Annotated in this window: 16 protein-coding genes and 1 pseudogene; all 17 read left to right on the top strand. The window is 48.8% G+C overall.

From position 1 onward, the window contains the following. Positions 1 to 297 precede the first annotated feature (297 nt). The 17 genes and pseudogenes from EBB_RS17300 (at position 298) to EBB_RS17220 (ending at position 21,109) form a co-directional block, all read left to right on the top strand. A complete protein-coding gene (locus EBB_RS17300; protein WP_192394939.1) occupies positions 298 to 1,818 on the top strand; it encodes a B12-binding domain-containing radical SAM protein in 1,521 nt (506 codons plus the stop codon). Between the two features lie 4 nt (positions 1,819 to 1,822). Then, a complete protein-coding gene (locus EBB_RS17295) occupies positions 1,823 to 2,818 on the top strand; it encodes a GHMP family kinase ATP-binding protein (RefSeq protein ID WP_192394938.1) in 996 nt (331 codons plus the stop codon). Positions 2,819 to 2,912: 94 nt separating this feature from the next. Continuing rightward, positions 2,913 to 3,731, top strand: coding sequence for a transketolase (locus EBB_RS17290; protein ID WP_192394937.1), 819 nt, complete (start codon positions 2,913 to 2,915; stop codon positions 3,729 to 3,731). Beyond that, positions 3,728 to 4,690 (top strand): transketolase family protein, encoded by a 963-nt coding sequence (locus EBB_RS17285; protein WP_192394936.1) that lies wholly within the window; start codon positions 3,728 to 3,730, stop codon positions 4,688 to 4,690. The genes EBB_RS17290 and EBB_RS17285 overlap by 4 nt, the downstream gene beginning before the upstream one ends. Positions 4,691 to 4,706: 16 nt before the next feature. After that, positions 4,707 to 5,876 carry a DegT/DnrJ/EryC1/StrS family aminotransferase gene (locus EBB_RS17280; RefSeq protein WP_223146844.1) on the top strand — a complete coding sequence of 390 codons (1,170 nt, stop codon included), beginning with the start codon at positions 4,707 to 4,709 and terminating at the stop codon, positions 5,874 to 5,876. 10 nt (positions 5,877 to 5,886) lie between these two features. Further along, positions 5,887 to 6,606: a nucleotidyltransferase family protein gene (locus tag EBB_RS17275; RefSeq protein WP_223146843.1), complete on the top strand. Its 720-nt coding sequence runs from the start codon at positions 5,887 to 5,889 to the stop codon at positions 6,604 to 6,606. After that, complete coding sequence (locus EBB_RS17270) at positions 6,597 to 7,181, top strand: D-sedoheptulose-7-phosphate isomerase (RefSeq protein WP_192394935.1); 585 nt, start codon at positions 6,597 to 6,599, stop codon at positions 7,179 to 7,181. Before EBB_RS17275 ends, EBB_RS17270 begins: the two co-directional genes overlap by 10 nt. Positions 7,182 to 7,206: 25 nt before the next feature. Continuing rightward, positions 7,207 to 8,145, top strand: coding sequence for an NAD-dependent epimerase/dehydratase family protein (locus EBB_RS17265; RefSeq protein WP_192394934.1), 939 nt, complete (start codon positions 7,207 to 7,209; stop codon positions 8,143 to 8,145). Between the two features lie 30 nt (positions 8,146 to 8,175). Then, positions 8,176 to 8,775: an NUDIX hydrolase gene (locus tag EBB_RS17260; protein WP_192394933.1), complete on the top strand. Its 600-nt coding sequence runs from the start codon at positions 8,176 to 8,178 to the stop codon at positions 8,773 to 8,775. A 115-nt stretch (positions 8,776 to 8,890) separates the two neighbouring features. Then, positions 8,891 to 9,682 carry an ABC transporter permease gene (locus EBB_RS17255; protein WP_192394932.1) on the top strand — a complete coding sequence of 264 codons (792 nt, stop codon included), beginning with the start codon at positions 8,891 to 8,893 and terminating at the stop codon, positions 9,680 to 9,682. Between the two features lie 110 nt (positions 9,683 to 9,792). Next, a complete protein-coding gene (locus EBB_RS17250) occupies positions 9,793 to 11,073 on the top strand; it encodes an ABC transporter ATP-binding protein (RefSeq protein WP_192394931.1) in 1,281 nt (426 codons plus the stop codon). Continuing rightward, entirely contained in the window at positions 11,073 to 12,602 is a 1,530-nt protein-coding gene (locus EBB_RS17245) for a hypothetical protein (RefSeq protein ID WP_195880887.1), read from the top strand. Before EBB_RS17250 ends, EBB_RS17245 begins: the two co-directional genes overlap by 1 nt. Beyond that, positions 12,599 to 14,533 (top strand): hypothetical protein, encoded by a 1,935-nt coding sequence (locus EBB_RS17240; protein ID WP_195880886.1) that lies wholly within the window; start codon positions 12,599 to 12,601, stop codon positions 14,531 to 14,533. The genes EBB_RS17245 and EBB_RS17240 overlap by 4 nt, the downstream gene beginning before the upstream one ends. Beyond that, a complete protein-coding gene (locus EBB_RS17235) occupies positions 14,530 to 16,695 on the top strand; it encodes a glycosyltransferase (RefSeq protein ID WP_192394928.1) in 2,166 nt (721 codons plus the stop codon). Before EBB_RS17240 ends, EBB_RS17235 begins: the two co-directional genes overlap by 4 nt. Next, complete coding sequence (locus EBB_RS17230; RefSeq protein WP_192394927.1) at positions 16,692 to 17,645, top strand: hypothetical protein; 954 nt, start codon at positions 16,692 to 16,694, stop codon at positions 17,643 to 17,645. Before EBB_RS17235 ends, EBB_RS17230 begins: the two co-directional genes overlap by 4 nt. Positions 17,646 to 17,866: 221 nt before the next feature. Continuing rightward, positions 17,867 to 18,864 (top strand): annotated as a pseudogene (locus EBB_RS17225) (IS5 family transposase). Between the two features lie 244 nt (positions 18,865 to 19,108). Further along, positions 19,109 to 21,109, top strand: a complete 2,001-nt coding sequence (locus EBB_RS17220) for an acyltransferase family protein (protein ID WP_192394926.1) — start codon at positions 19,109 to 19,111, stop codon at positions 21,107 to 21,109. Positions 21,110 to 21,127 lie beyond the last annotated feature (18 nt).

Raw genomic sequence — 21,127 nt, 5'->3', positions numbered from 1 at the left:
CTATTATTGACTTAAAATCGAACCGATTGATTAAGCGGATTGAGTTTTCAGTTTTAAATAGAAGTGGGCGGCCGCGCCGTAATACGTAATGCTACTACCGCTTTGGCAAGCAGTGGAAAGGTGTTTTTATCTTGTACAAGTCAGCCTTCTCTGGAGAGGCTTTTTTACAACGTTTGACAATTGATGCCCTAGAAATTGAAGCGCAATTACATAAGCATCGTTGCTTTAGATTGTGTTTTTTCGGTTACCTAAATGAGTCGCAACAGTCCTTAGTCCTACATAATAATTAAATACTAGATGGATGTATTGTTCATAAACCCCGATTCGTCTACTAAGGCTTATCAGGATCTCGCTAAAACGTATTCAGCTATCGAGCCCCCTACATGGGCACTTTTACTGGCGGAGTCATGCCGAAGCAAGGGATTTGATGTCGCCTTAATGGATTGCGACGCTGAGCGCTTGACGCTTGAACAATCGGTGCAACGCATTGATGAGCTCAACCCACGTTTGGTAGTGTTCGTTGTCTACGGGCAAAATCCCAATTCCGGAACAACCAGCATGATCGGTGCATTGGCCTTGGCTAGCGCGCTTAAGTATGCTGTTGGTAACCAAACACGGATTGCCTTTGTTGGTTCGCATACGAGTGCTTTGCCTTTGGACGTTCTGGCTCATGATTGCGTCGATATTGTGTTGCTCAACGAAGGCGTTTACGCATTGCACAACCTGTTGAGAGGCAATCTCAAGAGCGACTTGGCGCATGTCAAGGGCATTGGTTATAAACAAAGCTCATCGGCCTTGCCCGTGCTCAATCCGCCTCAGTCCGTGGTGCCGCAGGAACGGATGGACGAAGACCTGCCGGGTTATGCCTGGGATTTGCTGCCTTACCGCGAAAAGCCACTCGACCTTTATAGGGCACATTTTTGGCATGCCGAGTTCAGCCACGACAAACGAACACCGTTCGCGGCTATTTACACCTCGCTAGGTTGCAATTTCGGTTGCGATTTCTGCATGATCAACATTGTCAATCGGTCCGATAACGGCGTCGGCATTGATGCTTCGCACTCCCGCGGCATGCGTTTTTGGTCGCCAGCCTGGGTAATTCGCGAAATGGAAAAACTGGCGTCACTTGGCGTTCGCACACTACGCATCAGCGACGAAATGTTCTTCCTCAATCGTAAGTACTACGAGCCGATACTGCAAAACGTGGTCGATAGAGGTTTCGACTTTAATATGTGGACCTATTCCCGCGTCGATACTGTCAGGCGCGATGCGCTCGATTTATTCAAGCGCGCCGGCGTAAACTGGCTGGCATTGGGCGTCGAGGCGGGTAATCAAATGGTGCGCCAAGAAGTTTCCAAGGGGTCGTTCAAGGAAGTCAATATCCGTGACGTGTGCGACACGATCAGCGATGCCGGCATCAGCATTATCAGCAACTATATCTTCGGCTTCCCGGATGATACGCTGGAAACGATGCAGCAAACGCTTGATCTTGCCATCGAGCTCAATACCGAGATGGCTAACATGTATCCTTGCCAGGCCTTGCCGGGCAGTCCTATGTACCATATTGCCAAACGCAACGGCTGGAAACTGCCCGAGACTTACGAAGGCTTTGCCTTCCTGTCGTATGAATGCGAACCGTTGCCGACCAAGTATTTGCGTTCGGAGGATGTGTTGCGTTTCCGCGATCAGGCGTGGCAAACCTACTTTTCAAATCCCGCTTATCTGGGGCTTGCCGAGCGCCGTTTTGGCGTGCAGGAGCGCAAGAATATCGAGGACATGGCGAGCATCCGCCTTAAGCGGAAATTGTTGGGAGATTGAGCACTTGATTATCACCAGAACCCCGTTCAGGATTTCGTTTTTCGGGGGTGGCACCGATTACCCGGGTTGGTATCGTGAGCATGGCGGCGCCGTGCTGTCGACCTCAATCGACAAATATTGCTACATCAGTTGCCGCCGCCTGCCGCCGTTTTTCGACCATAAACACCGTATCGTCTATTCCGTGATCGAAAACGTCAAACATAACGACGAAATTCAACATCCCGCGGTGCGCGCGGTGCTTAACTGGGCAAATGTTGAGGAAGGCCTGGAAATTCATCACGATGGCGACCTGCCTGCTCGTTCCGGCTTGGGTTCCAGTTCGTCGTTTACCGTCGGCTTATTGAACGCCTTGCAAGCCTTGCAAGGGCGAATGACCAACAAGGATGAATTAGCTAGGGATGCGATTCACATCGAACAAAACTTGATTGGTGAGAATGTCGGATCCCAGGATCAAGTGTCCGCGGCCTTCGGTGGTTTCAACCGGATTGAGTTTCATACCAACGATACCTTCGACGTTGCGCCGTTGATTCTGCCGCAACAGCGCCAACAAGAGCTTCGTCAACATTTGATGCTGTGCTTTACCGGCTTCTCGCGTATAGCCTCCGAAGTCGCGAAGTCGAAAATCGACAATTTGAAAATTCGCGAAAAAGAGCTGAAATTGATGCGGGCTATGGTTGACGAGGCTATTGCCTTGCTGCAGGACGGCCGTGAACCCATCGAATCGTTTGGTAAACTGTTGGATGCCAGTTGGCATTACAAACGTAGTTTGTCCGAACGGGTGTCCACCCCAGAGATCGACGAAATATACAATGCGGCCATGGACGCCGGCGCCATCGGCGGCAAAATTTTGGGTGCGGGTGGCGGTGGTTTCTTGTTGTTGTTTGCTAAACCGGAGAAGCAGGCGGTGATTCGCGAACGCCTCAATAAGCTGATTCACGTGCCGTTCAATTTCGAAGACTCCGGCAGCCGCGTGGTTCTCTACCAACCCAACGGACTTTAATAGTGATGCACCAGTTTTTATATCTTGGTCTTTATGCCGGGGTGGCCAACGGTTCGCCCCATTCTCGAACCAACGCCGAAACGGAGGCGCTGCTTTGAATTCCGAAACCCTTGATTTACGCGCCAAGGCCCATTGGGTCTGGAGAGAGACGCTAGCGATCCACCGTCGCGCGCCCGAGACTCGGCTGGCGTCGTCGCTATCAGCTGTTGAAATTTTCGTCGCGCTGTATTACGGAGGCGTATTGCGTTTCGATGCCTCTCAGCCATTGGCGGCGCATCGTGACCGTTGCGTGATCAGCAAGGGCCACGGTTCAATTTGTATGTATCCTATTTTGGCCGATCTCGGTTTTTTTTCGAAAGATGAGTTGTTGAGGGTTTGCCATAGCGGCGGTTTTTTGGGTGGTATTCCCGATCCGGTGATTCCCGGTTATGAGACTGTCAACGGTTCGCTCGGCCATGGCCTAGGCGTAGCCACCGGTATGGCTCTGGGCTTGAAGCGGCTCGACAGTGACCGTCAAGTGTTCGTTGTGTCGGGCGACGGCGAATTGCACGAAGGAGCCAATTGGGAGGCAGCGATGTTTGCCTCCCAGCACAGGCTCGACAATCTGAATCTCGTCATTGACGACAACGGTATCAGCATGCTCGGCTATACCGATGACATCGTCAGCCACCATTCGCTAAGCGAGCGTTTAACCGCGTTTGGCTGGGATTGTCGGCGAGTCGATGGTCACGATGTGCTGGCTGTGCAGGCTGGTTTGTTGGAGATGAAGGCGACGGCTGCTGGTAAGCCGAAAGCGCTGATCGCCAAAACCTTGAAAGGTCGCGGTGTGCCGGGTTTGGAGAATGCGCCTTTGTCGCACATTCTTAATCCCAAACCGGAATTAATTGACAGTCTACTGGAGCAATTGCCATGACGACCAAGCCGCTACCGATGCGCGACGTTCTGCTTGATCGGATTTGGCAAGCGATGGGGCAGGATGCAAAAATATTTTTCGTCAGTGCGGATTTTGGTTCGCCAATACTGGATAAAATACGCGCCGATTTCCCTTCCCGTTTTGTCAACGTTGGCATCGCCGAGCAAAATTTGATCAACGTGTCTGCCGGTCTGGCGCTCGAAGGGTTTACCGTGTTTGCTTACGCGATCGCGCCGTTCATAACCATGCGCTGCTACGAACAGATTCGTGTCAGCTTGGCGTTGCTTTCGGAGGTACGGCCGATTAACGTTAACCTGATCGGCGTCGGCGCCGGGTATAGTTACGTGGTTTCCGGGCCGACGCACCAGTGCTACGAAGATTTGACCCTTATGCGCGCGATGCCAAATTTTCAGGTGTTTTCACCCGCTGACCATGTAACCGCGGGAGCATTGTTCGAGCGCTGCGTATCGGCTACCGGCCCCAAATATTTGCGCTTTGACGCCCAGGTATTGCCGGTAATCTACGAACAAACGGCACCGGACTTGCGATTGGGTTTTCACGTTCACCGTCGAGGCGAGCGCGTATGTTTGCTGGCGACCGGCTACATGTTACATACCGCGCTGAGGGTGGCGGCTCAGCAAGGCTCGGAGCACGATGTCGGTGTCATCGATTTGGTGGACATTGCACGTTTCGATGAGGATCGCTTAGCTGACGAACTCGCTGGCTATCAAGGCTTGGTCAGTTTGGAAGAAGGCTTCAGTGGTCGTGGTGGGGTTGATGCCATGCTATTCGATTTCCTGGCCCGACGTAAACTGCCCTTGACACTGCTCAATCTGGGGGTTAATGGCGGCTACCGTTTCGAACTGGGTACACGGGCCGAATTGCACGAACAAGTCGGCATAGGGCCGGAAGCCGTACAACGGCGCGTTGCGGCCTTCATTCAATCACTTTCTCATTAACCGGGTATTCGACAACATGAAATTCCCCCTGATGCGTAACAACATTCTGCGCGAAGATCTCGACGCAGTGATCGAACATCTCAAACAGGACGATCCGATTTTGACTCATGGCGCAAACGTGCGCGCGTTCGAGGCCGAGTGGTCGGAGTGGCTGGGCGTGAAATATAGCGTTTTCCTGAACTCCGGTGCATCGGCCAACCTGCTGACCATGGCGGTGTTGAAGATACGCCACCCCGAAGGCGGCGAAGTCATTGTGCCTCCGCTGGCCTGGGTATCGGATGTTGCATCGGTGTTGCAGAACGGCTTTACCCCGGTATTTGCCGACATCGATCCGGCAACGCTGGCGATGGATACTCGACAAATTCTGAGTAAGATCACCGACAAAACCCGCGCCGTGTTTCTGACTCACGTCCAAGGTTTCGATGGCCTGACCGACGAACTGGTCGCGGAACTCGAACGCCGCAACATTCCGTTGATCGAAGATGTCTGCGAATCGCACGGCGCCCGCCATAACGGTAAATTGCTCGGTGGTATCGGCTGGATTTCCAATTTTTCCTATTACTATGCCCATCACATGAGCACCATTGAGGGCGGCATGGTTTGCACCAACGACCCCGAGGTCTATCAGCAAGTGCGCATGTTGCGTTCGCACGGCATGGTACGCGAGGCGACCGACAATGATTTGAAGGCACGCTACATCGACGAAAATCCGCAGCTCAACCCGGATTTTATTTTTGCCTATCCGGCCTATAACACCCGCAATACCGAAATCGGCGGCATAATGGGCCGCAGCCAACTCAAGCGCCTCGATATGACCGTGCAACGCCGTACCGAAAATTTGCTGCGCTTTCTCGATAAGATTGACGCGTCCAAATACCGCACCGATTTTAAACTTGAGGGGTCGAGCAACTACGCTTTTAATCTGATCCTCAATGAGGCCGACGATAATTTGGTTCAACGGGTGATGAAAAAAATGCGCGAATCCGGCATTGAATTCCGCCGAGGTAGCGCCGGCGGCGGCAACCAGATACGCCAACCTTATTTGAGAGGCATTGTGCCTGAAGGCCATCATCTTGAATTTCCGCAGACCGAGCATGTGCATTTCTACGGCTTCTATATTGGTAATTTTCCGGATTTGAGCGTTGCCGAAGTCGACGAACTGTGCGCGTTGCTCAACGCGGCTTGACGGCGACATCGTGACCACGGCAATTATTCTGGCAGGCGGCTTGGGTACGCGTTTGCGTGACGCTGTACCCGATTTGCCGAAACCGATGGCTCCAATCAACGGCCGGCCGTTTCTCGAGTTTTTACTTGAGTATTGGCGTACCCAGGGTGTGAAGCGTTTCATTCTATCGGTTGGCTACCGGTGTGATGCGATCATTGATTACTTCGGTGATAATTACCGTGGTGCGATGATCGAATACGTGCTCGAACAAACCCCTCTGGGTACCGGTGGGGGGGTGCTATTAGCCGCACGCAACATCCCGGCCGGCGAATGTTTTCTATTGCTCAACGGCGATACTTTCTTTGCTGTGGATTTGGAACAGTTAATGTATTTCGCACAGCGTAATGATGCGGATTGCTGTTTTTCGTTGTTTCGTTCCAACGAAGAAGGCCGCTATATGGCGTTGGAAGTATCCGATGACGGGCGCATCGAGTCCTTGCAGTCAGGTAAGGGCGGTATCGGCAGTTTGGCGAACGGCGGCGTGTATTGCCTGCGCCGTAGCGCATTGTTGGAAGAACGATTTACGCCGAAAGCCAAATGGTCTCTCGAAGACGATATTTTTCCGGCGGCTTTGACGGCCGGTCGGCGTTTAACCGGTATCGAGTTTCCGGGAACCTTTATCGACATTGGCATTCCAGACGATTACGCGCGCGCCGCGCAAGTGTTGAACCAGGAGTCGTCGTGGATATAGTTTCGCGGCTCATAACTAATGTTCAAGCCTCGATTGAGGCCAAAAATAGTCTGTTGGCCGACACTAACGCGTTAACCGAATTCGGAGCGGCCGTGGAAGCTGTGATCGCTTGTTATCGAAACGGTGGCCGCATCTACATTGCCGGCAACGGCGGCTCGGCGGCCGATGCTCAGCATTTGGCGGCGGAGTTTGTCAGTAAACTGGCGCGGGAACGTGACGCCTTGCCCGCAGAAGCCCTGACTGTCGATAGTTCCATCCTGACCGCAATCGGCAACGACTACGGCTTCGAACACGTATTTTCCAGGCAGCTGGCCGGTAAAGCCTGCGGCAACGACGTCTTTTTGGGCATCAGTACGTCGGGCCAGTCGCCAAACATCTTGCAAGCGCTGGCGCAATGCCGCGCTATGTCGATACCAAGCATTGTATTTTGTGGCCGCGATGGCGGCAAAGCGCGCGAACTTGCGATGTATGCAGTAGTCGTTCCGGGAACTGCGACCAGCACTATTCAGGAATTGCACATAGTCCTGGCGCATACGCTGTGCGAGTGCGTCGAAGCGGCAATCTTTGGCGAATGAATTTTTTCGAACCGAAAGGAGAGTTATGAGTTACAACATTTTAGTGACCGGCGGTGCCGGCTATCTGGGCTCTACCATGGTGCCCGACTTGCTGGCGGCGGGACATAAAGTTACGGTGCTCGACAACTTCATGTTCAAGCAAAGCAGTTTGAACCACGTCTGCCACCACCCAAATTTCTCTGTCGTAAAGGGTGACATCCGCTTGGAAAAAAATGTCGCGCCATTGCTCAAAAATGCCGATATTGTGATTCCGCTGGCTGCGCTGGTGGGTGCGCCGCTGTGCAATCTGGATCCAATCGGTGCAACAACTACCAACCACGACGCGATAACGCTGATGCTGAAGTTGTTGGCCCAGGATCAAATCGTGTTGATGCCGACCACGAATAGCGCTTACGGCACTGGCGACGAAAACAACTTTTGTACCGAGGAATCGCCGTTGCGTCCGATTTCGCAATACGCAATTGAAAAGGTCAAAATCGAACAGGAGTTGATGCAGCGTGAAAACGCAATCAGTTTCCGTTTGGCGACCGTATTTGGCATGTCGCCAAGGATGCGCGTTGATTTGCTGGTTAACGACTTTACCTATCGCGCGGTCAACGACCGTTTTGTCGTGCTGTTCGAAGGTTATTTCAAACGCAATTACGTACACGTGCGTGACGTTTCACGGGCTTTCCAGCATGCGATTGCCAATTATGACGCGATGAAGGGCCAGATTTACAATGTGGGGCTCTCCGAAGCCAATGTTTCTAAAAAAGAATTGTGCGAAACAATCAAAAAACAGATTCCCGACTTCGTGTTTATCGACGCACCGGTCGGTAAAGATCCTGATCAGCGCAACTACATCGTCTCCAATGCAAAAATTGAGGCAACTGGTTACAAAACTTCTGTCAGCCTTGATGCTGGTATTGCCGAATTGATCAAAGGTTTCACGATGATCAAGAACTCGATGTACGGCAATGTTTGATCTAACACCAAACTAAACATTAGCGCCGGCATGCAACACGAAGATAACGTAAAAGACCAGAACTTTCGGATCGAACTTTTGGGTCGACAAGAGGTATTCGAAAACGCTCTGTTTCGGGTTTATGCCGATCAAGTCGTCGATTCTCACGGCAACGAAGTGCCTCGCTATCTGAGCGTCGTGCCTCGTTGCTTAGTCGAGGGCTCTGTCGCCGGCGTTGCGGTACTTCCGGTTGCCAAGCACGGTATTGGTTTGATCCGAGTGTTAAGGCACCCCTTACAGCGCTGGTCTTGGGAAGTGGTTAAGGGGCATGGGGAGCCCGGCGAAAGCCCAGCCGCCGCAGCGGAACGCGAGCTAATGGAAGAGACGGGGTTGGCGCTATTGGCCGGCGGTTTGAGGGATATGGGTGCACTGTCGCCGGAAGCAGGCGTTATCCAGGCGCGCTCTCGGCTGTTCGCCGCATCGGTTGATACCGTTGCAACCGTCAAGGTTGAGCCGGAGTTCGGCCACGGCGAACTTCGCTTTTTCGACCGATCCAAGGTATTACAAATGATTGCCGAGGGTGAAATCGAAGACGCCAGTTCGTTGGTGCTGGTTTATAAGTGGTTGATCACGCATGATTCGAATGGTTAAAGACAGTGTTGATTTGTTGTTCTGCTACCGCTTTTTAAATGTGCTAATAGCTAGTTTGAGTTCAATTCGCCGCCCAAACTAATTTGCCCGGTAATCTAATCTCCGCCTTGATTCTATGTTGGATATTGTCAGTAATATTATGAAGTATCGGTCACTAATTGGCGCACTTGCCTTGCGTGATTTGCAAAGCAGATACGTTGGGACTATGGGTGGGGCATTATGGTCGATCATCCAGCCAGCCTCTACGGTGGCCGTGTTTTATTTTGTGTTCTCGGTAGGTTTTAAAGCGGCCGCTCCCGCCGGTTCGCCCTTCATTATGTGGTTTATCACGGGACTAATGGTTTGGTTTTATTTCAATGAAACTTTGATCACCGTTACCGGATCAGTGACCGGTAACGCTCATCTGATTAAGAAAACCGTTTTTCCGACCGAGATACTTCCCTTCGTGTTCATTACGGCAGGTATTGTGCCGCATATGATCTTCATGATCTTTGTGATAGGAATGCAAGTTTGGTATGACATTGCATTTTCGCCAATGCGTTTGTTGGTGGTCTATTTCATGTTGTGCAACGCCACATTGCTACTCGGGCTGGGTTTGTTGTTTTCCGCGCTACAAGTGTTTTACCGGGACATAGCGCAAGCCCTTTCTGTGATATTGAATGTCCTGTTTTGGTTAACGCCGATTGTATGGTCAATGGAGCTGTTGCCGGAAAATTATCGCCAGCTATTATCTTATAATCCAATTTACTATATTGTTGAAGGGTATCGTGGCTTACTTATATTTCCGGAGCCGAAATTACCAAATTTAGCTGATACTGCTTTTTTTTGGTGTGTGACAATTTCGATTCTATTTTTCGGCGCTTATATTTTTCGGCGGCTCAAGCCCGAGTTTGCCGATATGCTTTGAAAAATAATGGACCATAATGTGATTAATAAGCGTTATTTAACTGAAATTGAGGGGGCTTAGTGGAGGCGTTGTCCGCAATATCAGTTTGCAACGTTAGTAAGAAATTCAGATTGTTTTCTTCTCCAAAAGAACGGTTTATCGAGGCTATTCATCCATTCCGTAAGCAGTACCACAAAGAGTTTTGGGCGCTGAGGAATATTAGTTTCGATGTACATCGCGGGGAAATCGTCGGAATTTTGGGACGTAACGGTTCAGGTAAATCGACGTTATTGCAGATTATCTGCGCGGTGATGCAGGCTACAGAAGGAGAGGTTAAGTCCAGCGGCAGAATTTCCGCACTGCTGGAGTTGGGGGCTGGTTTCAATCCCGAATTCACCGGGCGCGAAAATGTCATCTTGAATGGCGCCATTCAAGGTTTTTCGAAACAGGAAATGCTGGAGCGTATCGACGATATCGCAGCATTTGCCGACATCGGCGAATTTTTTGATCAACCGGTAAAGCTTTATTCCTCGGGAATGTTTGTCCGGGTTGCGTTTGCGGCGGCGATTCATATAGACCCTGAAATCCTTGTCGTTGATGAGGCACTGAGCGTTGGTGATTCCAAATTCCAACACCGTTGTTTCCAACGTATCCGAAACTTCATGGAGCAAGGCAAGACTATTTTGGTTGTCTCGCACAGTACGGACACCCTGTTAAGGATTTGCAACCGTGGTGTCGTTTTGGATCGGGGAGAGTTGGTACACATAGGCCCGATCGCGGGTGCTGTCAATCACTACCAAAAGTTGTTGTTCGGAGAGGCTCAAAACATATCGAAGAACAACGATAAACTAAAGAAAGACATGGTCAAGGGAATGTCGGAGATTCCCAAAAAGGAAAAGGCGGATAAAACCGATAAAATCCCCTTAAAACCAGCCTATAACCGTCACGAAACCAGAATGGGCTCCGGTAAAGCCCGGATTGTCGATTTCGATCTGGTGGTCAATGGAGAATTGAATCCTCCCGAGATTGCCTCGCATGCCAATTGCGAGCTGATCGTCAAATTAGTCAGTAACGAGTTTGTGCAACTCTCTGTTGGTTTTGCCATCGTTTCGCTTGAAGGAACTTATGTTTTTGGTACCAATCTGGCAATGATGGGACATCCTCTCGTTCAAATCGAACCTGATGACTATGTGGCGTTAAAATTTCATTGGCAAGCGCATCTTGCCGGGGGTGAATATTTTCTCAATCTTGGTTGTAACGAATTTGTTGATGGGCAAGATAGTTTTGTCGATGTGCGGCGCTCATTGGCACGATTGAAATTTTCGGATACACCGCAGTCGGTCGGTTTTGTTGACCTTGAAGTCGTGCCTGAATTAGTGGCCGTAGAGATTTCGGATGAGCAGGTAATTTAATGGTGGCTCCACGGCCGTTGGTGGTAGGTTATCCCCGTAGCGGCTTCTCTTTACTCATCAGTGTGATTGCCGAACTTGTCGGCCCGGCACGAGATAGGCGTACGCTTAGCATCAAAGCACTATGCGACACAGCCGGATTCCAGATTTCCCGGCGTATAGAAGACGTGTTTATCCGCCGCGGTTTGTCGCACGATCTCATTTACAATTACAACTTTCGACAATTGGCCGGAGGACCTAAATGGTTGGCCGATTCCGAGTTTCGCGATGCTCGATTTCGAAAGTATATCGGCCTGCGTGGTGGAGGGGATTTCACATTAATTACTTCTCATCCCCGCGAGATTCTCAATTATTACGAGGTTGTCCATTCGCACGTTGGGCCGGCGGCTTGGTTGAGCGCGCTTGATGTCCCGAAGGGCTTGCGTTTTGCATCAATGCGTCATCCCGCGGGAACGCTAACATCTGCCTGTTTTTCGATCAATGCGCTGGCCAGCGAATATATCCAACGTTTTGTTCCCTGTCAGGAAGATAACGACTTTCTAAGACAACGCCTTGCTCTATACAAGCTTAGCGATCTTAATTTTTTCGAAGCGCTACTGCCGCCTTTTAAGTCTTACCTTGAAGAATTCACTCAGCAAGATCACAACTACTATTTGATGCGCTGGGAAGACTTGATTGATAGTCCGGTCAAGACCATTATCGGTATTGCGGGCGAATTGGGTTGCAACATAAGCGTGCCTCAGGCGCAGGCCTTATGGGCAAAACTCGACCACGTGAATCTAACCGGCGCCCATAAGCACAATCTTCGCTACGGGCATGGGATTGTCAACGGTTGGAAGCTTTGGCTTACCAACACCCATCTCGATATTTTGCGCGACCACGGGATCGAAACGTATGCGGTCCGCTACGGTTACGGCCCCATGTCGCCTTTAGACGAAAGCGCTTATACGCCATTTCAGCAAACGCTCGACGACTATATTCGACGGGGTGAGGTATTTCGTGATTACGGCGACGAAAATTTGTTTGGGTTTGCTTTCAACAAGTCCAACATCGATTTTTCCCGTTTTGGTTTTCGCCAATATCCTTGGCGAACCCATACGGCCATCGAGCGGTCCTCGTGCCGCGACGAAAGCTTGGTCATGGAAGTGTCGGATGTGGCGGAGGAGGCGTGCGGCATTTTCAATGAAGCAGCCTCTATCTGGATCAATGCGGTACAAAATGACGATTTAGATTCGGCTATGATAGATTCGATAATGCCAGTCGTATCAAGACTTTACAATAATGATGCGGAGCTGGCCTCGTTTGTATCCGCTATGACCGCTACGATCAAAACTGATATGGGGGAGAAATATTCGGAACCATTGTTGCTGGATAGCCTGGGGACGACAAATATTGTACTTTTTCAAGGCAAGTATTATGCGGTTCCTCAGGCCCTGGGACCAGTCGATTTTAGCTTGCCGAATCTCTCCGGCATTGCTTTTACGGGAATTGCAGATTCTTTTTCCGAACTCATTTTGATGGTGAAGGAATGAAAGGAAACGGCAGCGAACTTAGATTTATCGAACCGACTGCGCCAGCCTTTGCAGAAGCCTTGCGTAACAATCCGCCATTAACCGGGCCTGTTTATCTTGTGGGTCACGGCGAGCTTGCGGATACCATCGTGCGCGATGCCGCTAACGAAGGTGTATCGGTTATTGCACACGCGGACACTCCACCGCTGGAAGTTCTAAAACAAGCTCGCGTGTTGTTGTTTACGGAAACTCGCGGCGAGCAACTTGGGGATCTGTTGTTGGCATGTTTGGATCTGCAACAGGTACGGATTTTTGCGCCGAAAAGTGATTGGCACATGAGTCGCAAACCCTTGTTTATAGTTTCTATCCCCAAGGCCGGAACGCATTTGGCCTACGAGTTTGCTCGAGCGTTGGGATATGCTGCTGGTATTCAAATACCTGATTTTCCCAAGCCAGGCACTTGGTATTGTATCGAATACAGTAACTCACATACGGTTGCCCGCGATTTCTTTATCGACTCGGTGCGCCGAGCGCCATTTGGTAATCGGCACCATCCAGTTACGCAAACCCCTGTACTCTTTGTCTACCGGCATCCGTTGGATATTCTGGTCTCTGAGGCGCATTACTACCATCGCGAAGGTAAAACGGTTTTCGCAGGCTATTTTTCCGGTGAGGATTTTGAACATCGAGTGCGCCGATTGGTAGACGACGAATGGCTGTTGGGCTCCTTACGGCAGCGCGTGGGCGGTTTTCTGCCATGGCTGAGTTTTCCGAATGTCATCCCGATTGCTTTCGAGGAACTGGTGGGCCGAGCCGGTGGCGGTTCGGCACGCGCTCAACTTAAATTGATTTGGGCCATACAGTTAAAACTACAGGCGGATGGTATTACCAAAGACATTGCTGCTCAGGTTTTCAACCAGAATTCGGCGACCTTTCGTGAAGGCCGAATTGGTGGCTATCTTTCGCAATTGCCCTCAAACCTGATCGACGAATTAGCTGAACGATGCGCTGATGTTCTTTCCGGCTTCGGCTACACGGTAAGGGGAGACTCGTTGATTCCTAGCCGGGTGGCTGAATTTCAATCGCGTCCGTTGCGGTATTCGGCCAAGGACTTCAACGAGATGCCTTTGACCGTGGAACAAGACTTCATGGGTTGCAACCTTGTCCGCTATGTCAGCCGTTTTTATGCCGTCCCCCTTTCGGCGGGAGTCATTGCTCTGGACGAATGTGTGCCTCAGCAACTTGCGCGCTTGCCTTCGGCGGCGACGCTTGCCGAATTAAAGTCCGTATTGTTGATTGGCCGTGAGGCTTATGATCGGCAATTGGCGCAGCTTAACCAAGCGGGGCTTGAGTTGCATTCCAACACGATGAACAACGTTTCCCTGGCCTACTGGATGGAATCCGAAGAGCCTTGTCTCTTTGACGCGTACAAAGGCTTCAATTTGGTTGCCTGGAAGGGACGGTATTTCGCTTTGCGTCAGTCCGTTGGCGTGATTGATTTAGCGCAAAATTTACAGACCTTGCTGTCCCTTTACACTCCGGACACTATTCTAATGGCAAGGGACGTCGACACTCTGATGGATGATATAGATGGTATCTCGACGGCGGTTCGCCTGACGAATAATATCAACGGAAATGTCGCCGGTTTGCAAGCTCAGCTTGACGACTGCGCGCGTTCGATCCTAACGCAATCGGAACAGTTACAGAACGTTTATGATATGGCCCGTTTATACGGAGAAAAAATCGAAGGTTCTCTACAGGCATTGAGTCTGCAAATTGAGGACTCCGTGGTCAAAGGTTTGCAGAATACGTTAACTAGCATTATTCAACAGCACGCGGTCTTGCAAGGTGAATTACAAAAACAAGAAGAACAAATTTTGGCCTTGAATAATAAGCTCGACATTCGTAATGCGAGTTTCCTATCGCGTCTGTTTCGGAGAAAACCTAAATGAGCGAACAGATACTAAATGTCGCAATTCCTTGGAGCCTGACACACTATATTCCGCTGAATGGCTTTCATCCCCTCTACCGGGCGTTGTTCGAAGAGAAGCCCGACTGGTTGAATATCGCGGCATGGGATAACGTTGAGTTATCGCAGTCTTTGGGAGGCGACGAGGCGTTGAGAGAAACCTTACTCGCCGAAGTTGCGAAAGATGCCGTCAAGTTGGAAAACGTTTCCTTATCGCCTATCGAGAAGGATTACTTTGTGCATTATTGGCCCGCCAATCAGGCTTTAACCCGTTTATTGCCCGGTGAGATTGAAGTTCATCACACTGCGCCGTTTCCGAGTTTGTGTCGCCCTTTTGTATTTCATTGCGAATCGTTTGCGCCGGTTTTTTTTCCATTTGCGCATCAAGGAACCGGTAGCATGGAATCGCAAGAACAGGTCCGCGCGTATTACAAGGGAATATTCGAAAATCCGCTGTGTCTTGGAATTTTTTCTCATTTACCGGAGACGATCACCGATTTGAGCTGTTTTTTTGCGTCGCCTATCATCGATGCCAAGCTTCGTTTGTCGCGCATTGGTTTAATGGGGGGGGCGGAAGAAAATAAACAATTATCCAAAGGCCCTCTATCGTCAACCAGATTCCTGTTTGTGAATTCGGCCAATCAGAACCCTGCAAATTTTTTCTTGCGCGGCGGGCATATTGTCTTGCGTTTTTGGCAAGCCTTTTGTCTCGATCTGGATAATAAACGATTGTTTATGCGTTGCGGGCGCCCTGCGGATGCAATGTTGCGAGAATATGGTGTTGATTTAGATTGGTTGGGCTGTCACGAAGGTCATAGCATTATATGGATTGAGGATTATCTGACGGCATATGAACTAGAGAAGCTAATGTGCTCCGCGCATTTTCTGCTGCTTCCCAGCGCTTCCCTGCATTCGGTTTCGATCATGCAGGCTATGGAGGCGGGTGCTGTGCCGGTTGTCTCCGATACCATTGGGACCAGTCGCTATGTCGTGGATGGGGAGGATGGAATAATCCTATCCGGAGTATATGCCAATAATTGGCGACGGGATCCGGAATGTGGAGTAATGATTGATCATTATGTTCGAAATTCAGATTTGGAAGACGCCCTTGTTGAACAACTCTTAAGGCGCATCAAGAAACTGTTCCAAAATCCAAAAAAATACGAGGCATTGTCTGCCAAAGCGTGCAGAAAAGCACGCGAGGAGTTTTCTGGGCGCCTATTCAGCGAAGCTTTTTGGTCTGACGTATATAGTTTATATCAGGGTTTTCTTAAAGATAGTGTCCTGTCTAATGGGCCAACAGATTTGCCTCCAGCGATGCATCATCTTTTAATAGAAGACAGCGATTGGGGCCGGGTTTTCACGAGTCCGCCACAACCGGTAGTGAGATTGAATACCGGTCAAGGGCTCGTAACAGAAATGGGAGGATGTTTTATTGCCTCTCCTGGCGATCAAAAGGTGGGGTTGCATGATTGGTCTCCGATCGCCGAGTATGTCGAGCAGTCATTGCGCATCCCTCTCGCGTTTTCAACGCAGATAAAAGGGCTGGGCGGATGTTATCTCAGAGTCCCAATTACTGAGGCCGAGCGCCGCAATACAAAACGGTTTATTGAAGTCGTAGCCAATAAATTAATGCCTTTTCCTGTTGTTTACACGTTCTCATCCAAAGTTCTTAAGTTGCTAAGGCGTTTATATCGAGCATGGAGACAATTCTTTAGTGCAATAGTCGCGGAGCAAAAAATTGCTCAGCCCGAAGCCAATATTGAACTTGTTTCACAAGATTTGAATGGACTGAACATCATACGTTGCAATCATCAGTTTTATGCCATCTCCATGAATGGAGGAGAATTCAACAAGGTGCGTGCAGACAATGGAGATTACGAAGTTTGCCTCAAAGGAACCAGTCTCAAGGACATTATGCGTAAAGTCGAAGAGTTATCGACTGTACCGCAAGAAAATATTGAGTTAATTGAAGAGGGGGTTTACGGCTTCAATTTGATCCGTGTTGGAAATTCTTTTTTTGCAATCATGCAGGCCGAAGGGGCATTTGATATGAATCGCGTAAATACAAACGGCTATAGCCAGCTCTATACCGGCGACTCGCTTGAGGATGTAAGAATGGCTGTAAAGCGAAGTTTGTCATGACCGGACATTCCAAGAATCGGCTGATTCACCTTTGGTTATATAACCATCCTTTACAAGGCGTAACTGATCAGATCGAGTTCTTTTTTCTGATAATGCAGCAACATGGTTATTCCGTGACAATGGGGCGAACCCCAAAGGATAGTGCGCTAAATGTGGTCATCGAGAATTTTTCGGAAATGACCAGCAGGACGCTCATCGATTATTGCGAACGCACCGGTAAGCGAGTAGCCGTTATCATGACCGAGCACCTTGATCTGCTTGGAAACGAATTGTTCATCCATGGTGACCGATTGTGGAGCAATAATGATTACATGCATCCGGCAACTCAAGTTGCAAGAATTAAGAATCTTATGGATTGCGTACCCTATTTCCGGGCTTTTTTTGTGTTGGGGGATCTGCCAGAGCTACTCGGGGCTGAGCGCATGTTTCCTGGCCTTACAGTCAGAACGCTTCCGTTTCCCGAATTAGTGCGTGTTGATTTGACGGGTCAAAACCCGACGCATGAAGTCGTTTTTTCCGGCGCACTTACTGCGTTTCGGGATAAAACGCTACGGGCGATTGCCGAACGTTTTGTGGTAGCGCAAACCTCGAACTTTTTACCGAGAAAGGGGCGTGACCGACTTAATGAGTCCGCACGCGTCGTGTTGAACATTCCCCAGCGTGCCAATTGGCGTTGGCTTTCACTGATGCGTATCATTGCCGCGTTGCGTAGCGGCCGAGCGACGGTTTCGATTGGAACGCAAGACCGATCCTGCATTGCTGAATGCTGTATTCAATTGCATGAAACTGGCTGGGAAGATGAATTAAGGTGGGTGGTGAATAATTGGCCCCAGGCCTATCAAGACTGTTTGACGCAATATGAAGGCATGCGCCAATCTTTTCTCGCAAAGCATCGGTTTCCGCATGATTTGATAGAATATTGGAGTTTATTGGAGCGCTTGGATACCTGATTAATAGGCAGGAGCTTATTTATACAAAAGATAAATATCGATCAATTATAAGATGGCGCATCAGCTTCCCAAAGAGCGATATTTTTCTGGCCGGCAGAAGTTTCAAGGGAGTTTTGAAATATCTAAAGTCCCGTGGCGCTATTTATTCCCTGAAGGAACCTCTGATTAATTGCAAACCAACGATATAATTCGGCATTCACCTTGTTTTCGAGACGACGCGCATGGACCCTTACCAACAGCTCATTTTTGCTGATGCCGAATACGCTAACAAAGGCAAAGTCACCCGGGGCGAGACGTTTCTCGGCCAACTCGACGCCTTATTGCCGAGGTCTATCATCCTGGCGGAGATCGAACCGCATTACGCTTCAGGTAAAGGACGCGGGCGCAAAGCGTTTCCGTTGAATGCCATGCTGCATGTTCACGTGGCACAGATTGTTTACAACTACTCCGATCCGGGCGTGGAAGACGCACTCTACGAGATTGAGTCGCTGCGGCGTTTTTGCGGTATCCGCCTAGAAGCGGTGCCGGATGAAAGCACGATTTTGCAGTTCCGGCACTTGCTGGAAGCGCACGGGCTGATGGAGTAGATTTTCCAGGTCATCAACCAAACGCTGGCGGATCGGGGCTGTTTCTAAAAGCCTGTACCCTCGTCGATGCCAGCCTGATTGCCGCACCGACCTCGACAAAAAACCAGGACAAAGCGCGCGATCCCGAGACTCATGCCAGCAAGAAAGGCAACCCATGGTTTTTCGGCAGCAAATTTTACATAGGTGTCGATAGCGAAACCGGCTTGGTCCATACCCTCAAAGTCACCTCGGGCAACATCAGCGACATCGCGGAAGCAGCATCGTTGCTGCACGGCGAGGAACAGTTCGTCCACGGCGATGCGGGTTATCAGGGCTTGGATAAACGCCCCGAAATGCCCAGTGAAAATCCGCCTGCCTGTGTGATCGCGATACGTCCAGGCAAACTGGCCAAGCTCACCCAAGACGAAAGCGAGGCGGCCCAACTCCTGCGCCGAGCGGCGCGCGAACTGGCTAGTCGTCGTGCCAAGGTCGAACACGTGTTTCGGGATATTAAGATCCGCTTTGGTTGCGCCAAGAATCGCTATCGCGGCTTAGCCAAAAACGCCTCCCGTTTGACCTTTCTGACAGCGATTGCCAATGTGCTGCGAGGGGACACCTACGAACGTAGTAGCCTGATTGCGTCTGCTATTTGAAAAATGGACCACATAAGGAGCATTGCGAGCACAAAAAAGATAATCACCAGTCATTTTTCGAGTTTTGACCGGCTATTCAAACTGATGCAGTTCAAAACGGCAATTACTCAGAGGTTCCATAACGGAAATGCAGAAGTGTGGAGCGTAAAAAAAATTAAAACTCCAACATTGGTTCGGTATTAAAAGTTGGAAATTATTTCTAATTCCGGCAATGTTGATTTTTTGACTTTACGAGGGCTTAACTTTGAATAGTTCGCTTTTGCACACTGCGGGCGCGCAGAAAAACACTTATTACAAAGAAATTGATGGTCTCCGTGCTATCGCAGTTATATTGGTTGTTTTATTTCATCTTGAGATCGCTGGCTTTAAGGGCGGTTTTATCGGTGTTGATATATTTTTTGTAATAAGTGGCTACCTAATAACCGGATTGTTGTTGGATGAGCTGTATCAGTCCCGTGTAAAAAATATTGACTATGGGTTGTTTTTGATTAGACGAACTAAACGCATATTTCCGGCGTTGGCGTTTACTCTTTTTTTATCATTTTTTATAGCGGAGATATCATTTAGACCGGACGATTTTGAACATCTTGGCGGTTCTATTTTTTATGCTTTGGTCGGATTGTCAAATATATTATTTTGGAGTCAATCTGGCTATTTCGACAAAGCGGCTTATCTAAAGCCCGCGTTGCATACTTGGTCTCTTAGCGTCGAGCTACAGTTTTACTTGATTTGGCCGATAATTGTTTTATTTTTGTTTCGCAGAGTCTCAAGGGCGCATTTAACTCAAGCATTTTTTTTGATTTCCGCTTTTAGTTTTTTGTTAAATATCGCTTATGTCAATGATATTTTTGAAATTCAAAATAAACTCGGATTATATTTGTCAGCATCGTTTTTCAACGTTGAATCCTCAGCGTTTTTTCTTATGCCATTTCGTATATTTGAATTTTCATTGGGAGCTGCTTTATTAGGTGTTGAACGCAGTCAAAATCGTTCTGATTGGGTAAAAGAGGCTGCTGTATTTATTGGATTTTTAACAATTATGTATGCGGTTACCCAGCATAAAGATGAGCATCCTTGCACTTTTGCGCTACTCCCGTGTTTTGGAGTCGCGTTAATAATATATGGTGCAAAAACATCTAGACTTTTCGGTGCGCTTTTGAGGCATCGGTTAGTTTCTGGCTTGGGTATAATCAGTTATTCAGTATACCTTATTCACTGGCCGACGATTGTATTTTATAAATATATAAAACCGGAGCCATGGAGCTTGCTTGATAAGGTCGCTGTATTAATTTTATCGATATCTATCGCCGCTTTATTATACAAATTTGTTGAAACGCCTTTTAGAAGGATAGATTTTCAAAGCACTTCCTCCGGGCGACGTAAATTCTGGTCTGCTGTTTCATTGTCTTTAGTAATTGTTGGAGCTCCAGCATTGCATGTTTACTCTCATAATGGTTGGCGATGGCGTTTCCCTAAAAATGTCTCGTACTTATTATCAGGAACAAAAGATTCGTTAAGTACCTTGAAACCTCGGGCGCCAGGTTGCTCGTTCACAAATTTTAAAAACTTTGATCAAGCAGAATGTATTCGGCCAGTTAATGGTAAGATCAATATATTGCTGATGGGAGATTCTGTAGCAAGTTATAGTTGGATGGGGTTGAACGAGAATTTGCCTAGAGAGCGATTTAATCTTCTTCAAGCAACACCGTCAAATTGTAGGCCTGGTGTTAATTGGGGAATAGATTACTGCCTTCAATCTAATCAATTTATGTTTGACTTTATTGAAAAAAACGCTATCGACTTGACGATATTTGCGTCGCTTGGCCCGGATTATAATAATTTCCGGGAAACTATTAGATACATGAAGGCAATTGGTAAGCCAGTTTTAGTAGTCGGGCAGCCATTTATATTTAAAGAGAAGCTAATTGATATAGTTGCTCGAGAGGCAAATGAGAAGTCCACTGAGTATGAGATTCAGTCTATTGCGCGAGACGGATTACTTTCTAATACTGTCGATTTGCGCAGGGCAATTCAAAAAATTGCAAATGAAGAAAATGTTGACTACTTCGACATTCAAGAACAGTTATGTGATGTTGTCGATGTTTTATCTACCTGCAGCTTTATTATCGGAAATAGCTTGATTACAGCTGACAATAATCATTTAACACCAGCTGCGTCAACTAAAATTTTTAAAAAGCTTGGAGGGGTCATTCGTGCAAAATACCAAAATTTGAATGTGTTTTGAGTTTGACTGTAATAGAAC

It is taken from the genome of Methylomonas fluvii, from assembly GCF_014850975.1.
In the GTDB taxonomy this organism is placed as follows: Bacteria; Pseudomonadota; Gammaproteobacteria; order Methylococcales; family Methylomonadaceae; genus Methylomonas; species Methylomonas fluvii.
The sequence above is the reverse complement of the archived record's forward strand: the minus strand, read 5'-3'. Positions and strand labels throughout refer to the sequence as shown.

Coding starts and splice junctions, on each gene's coding strand:
- EBB_RS17300 (WP_192394939.1), top strand. CDS start 298: ATGGATGTATTGTTCATAAACCCCGATTCGTCTACTAAGGCTTATCAG.
- EBB_RS17285 (WP_192394936.1), top strand. CDS start 3,728: ATGACGACCAAGCCGCTACCGATGCGCGACGTTCTGCTTGATCGGATT.
- EBB_RS17280 (WP_223146844.1), top strand. CDS start 4,707: ATGAAATTCCCCCTGATGCGTAACAACATTCTGCGCGAAGATCTCGAC.
- EBB_RS17265 (WP_192394934.1), top strand. CDS start 7,207: ATGAGTTACAACATTTTAGTGACCGGCGGTGCCGGCTATCTGGGCTCT.
- EBB_RS17260 (WP_192394933.1), top strand. CDS start 8,176: ATGCAACACGAAGATAACGTAAAAGACCAGAACTTTCGGATCGAACTT.
- EBB_RS17255 (WP_192394932.1), top strand. CDS start 8,891: ATGTTGGATATTGTCAGTAATATTATGAAGTATCGGTCACTAATTGGC.
- EBB_RS17245 (WP_195880887.1), top strand. CDS start 11,073: ATGGTGGCTCCACGGCCGTTGGTGGTAGGTTATCCCCGTAGCGGCTTC.
- EBB_RS17240 (WP_195880886.1), top strand. CDS start 12,599: ATGAAAGGAAACGGCAGCGAACTTAGATTTATCGAACCGACTGCGCCA.
- EBB_RS17235 (WP_192394928.1), top strand. CDS start 14,530: ATGAGCGAACAGATACTAAATGTCGCAATTCCTTGGAGCCTGACACAC.
- EBB_RS17230 (WP_192394927.1), top strand. CDS start 16,692: ATGACCGGACATTCCAAGAATCGGCTGATTCACCTTTGGTTATATAAC.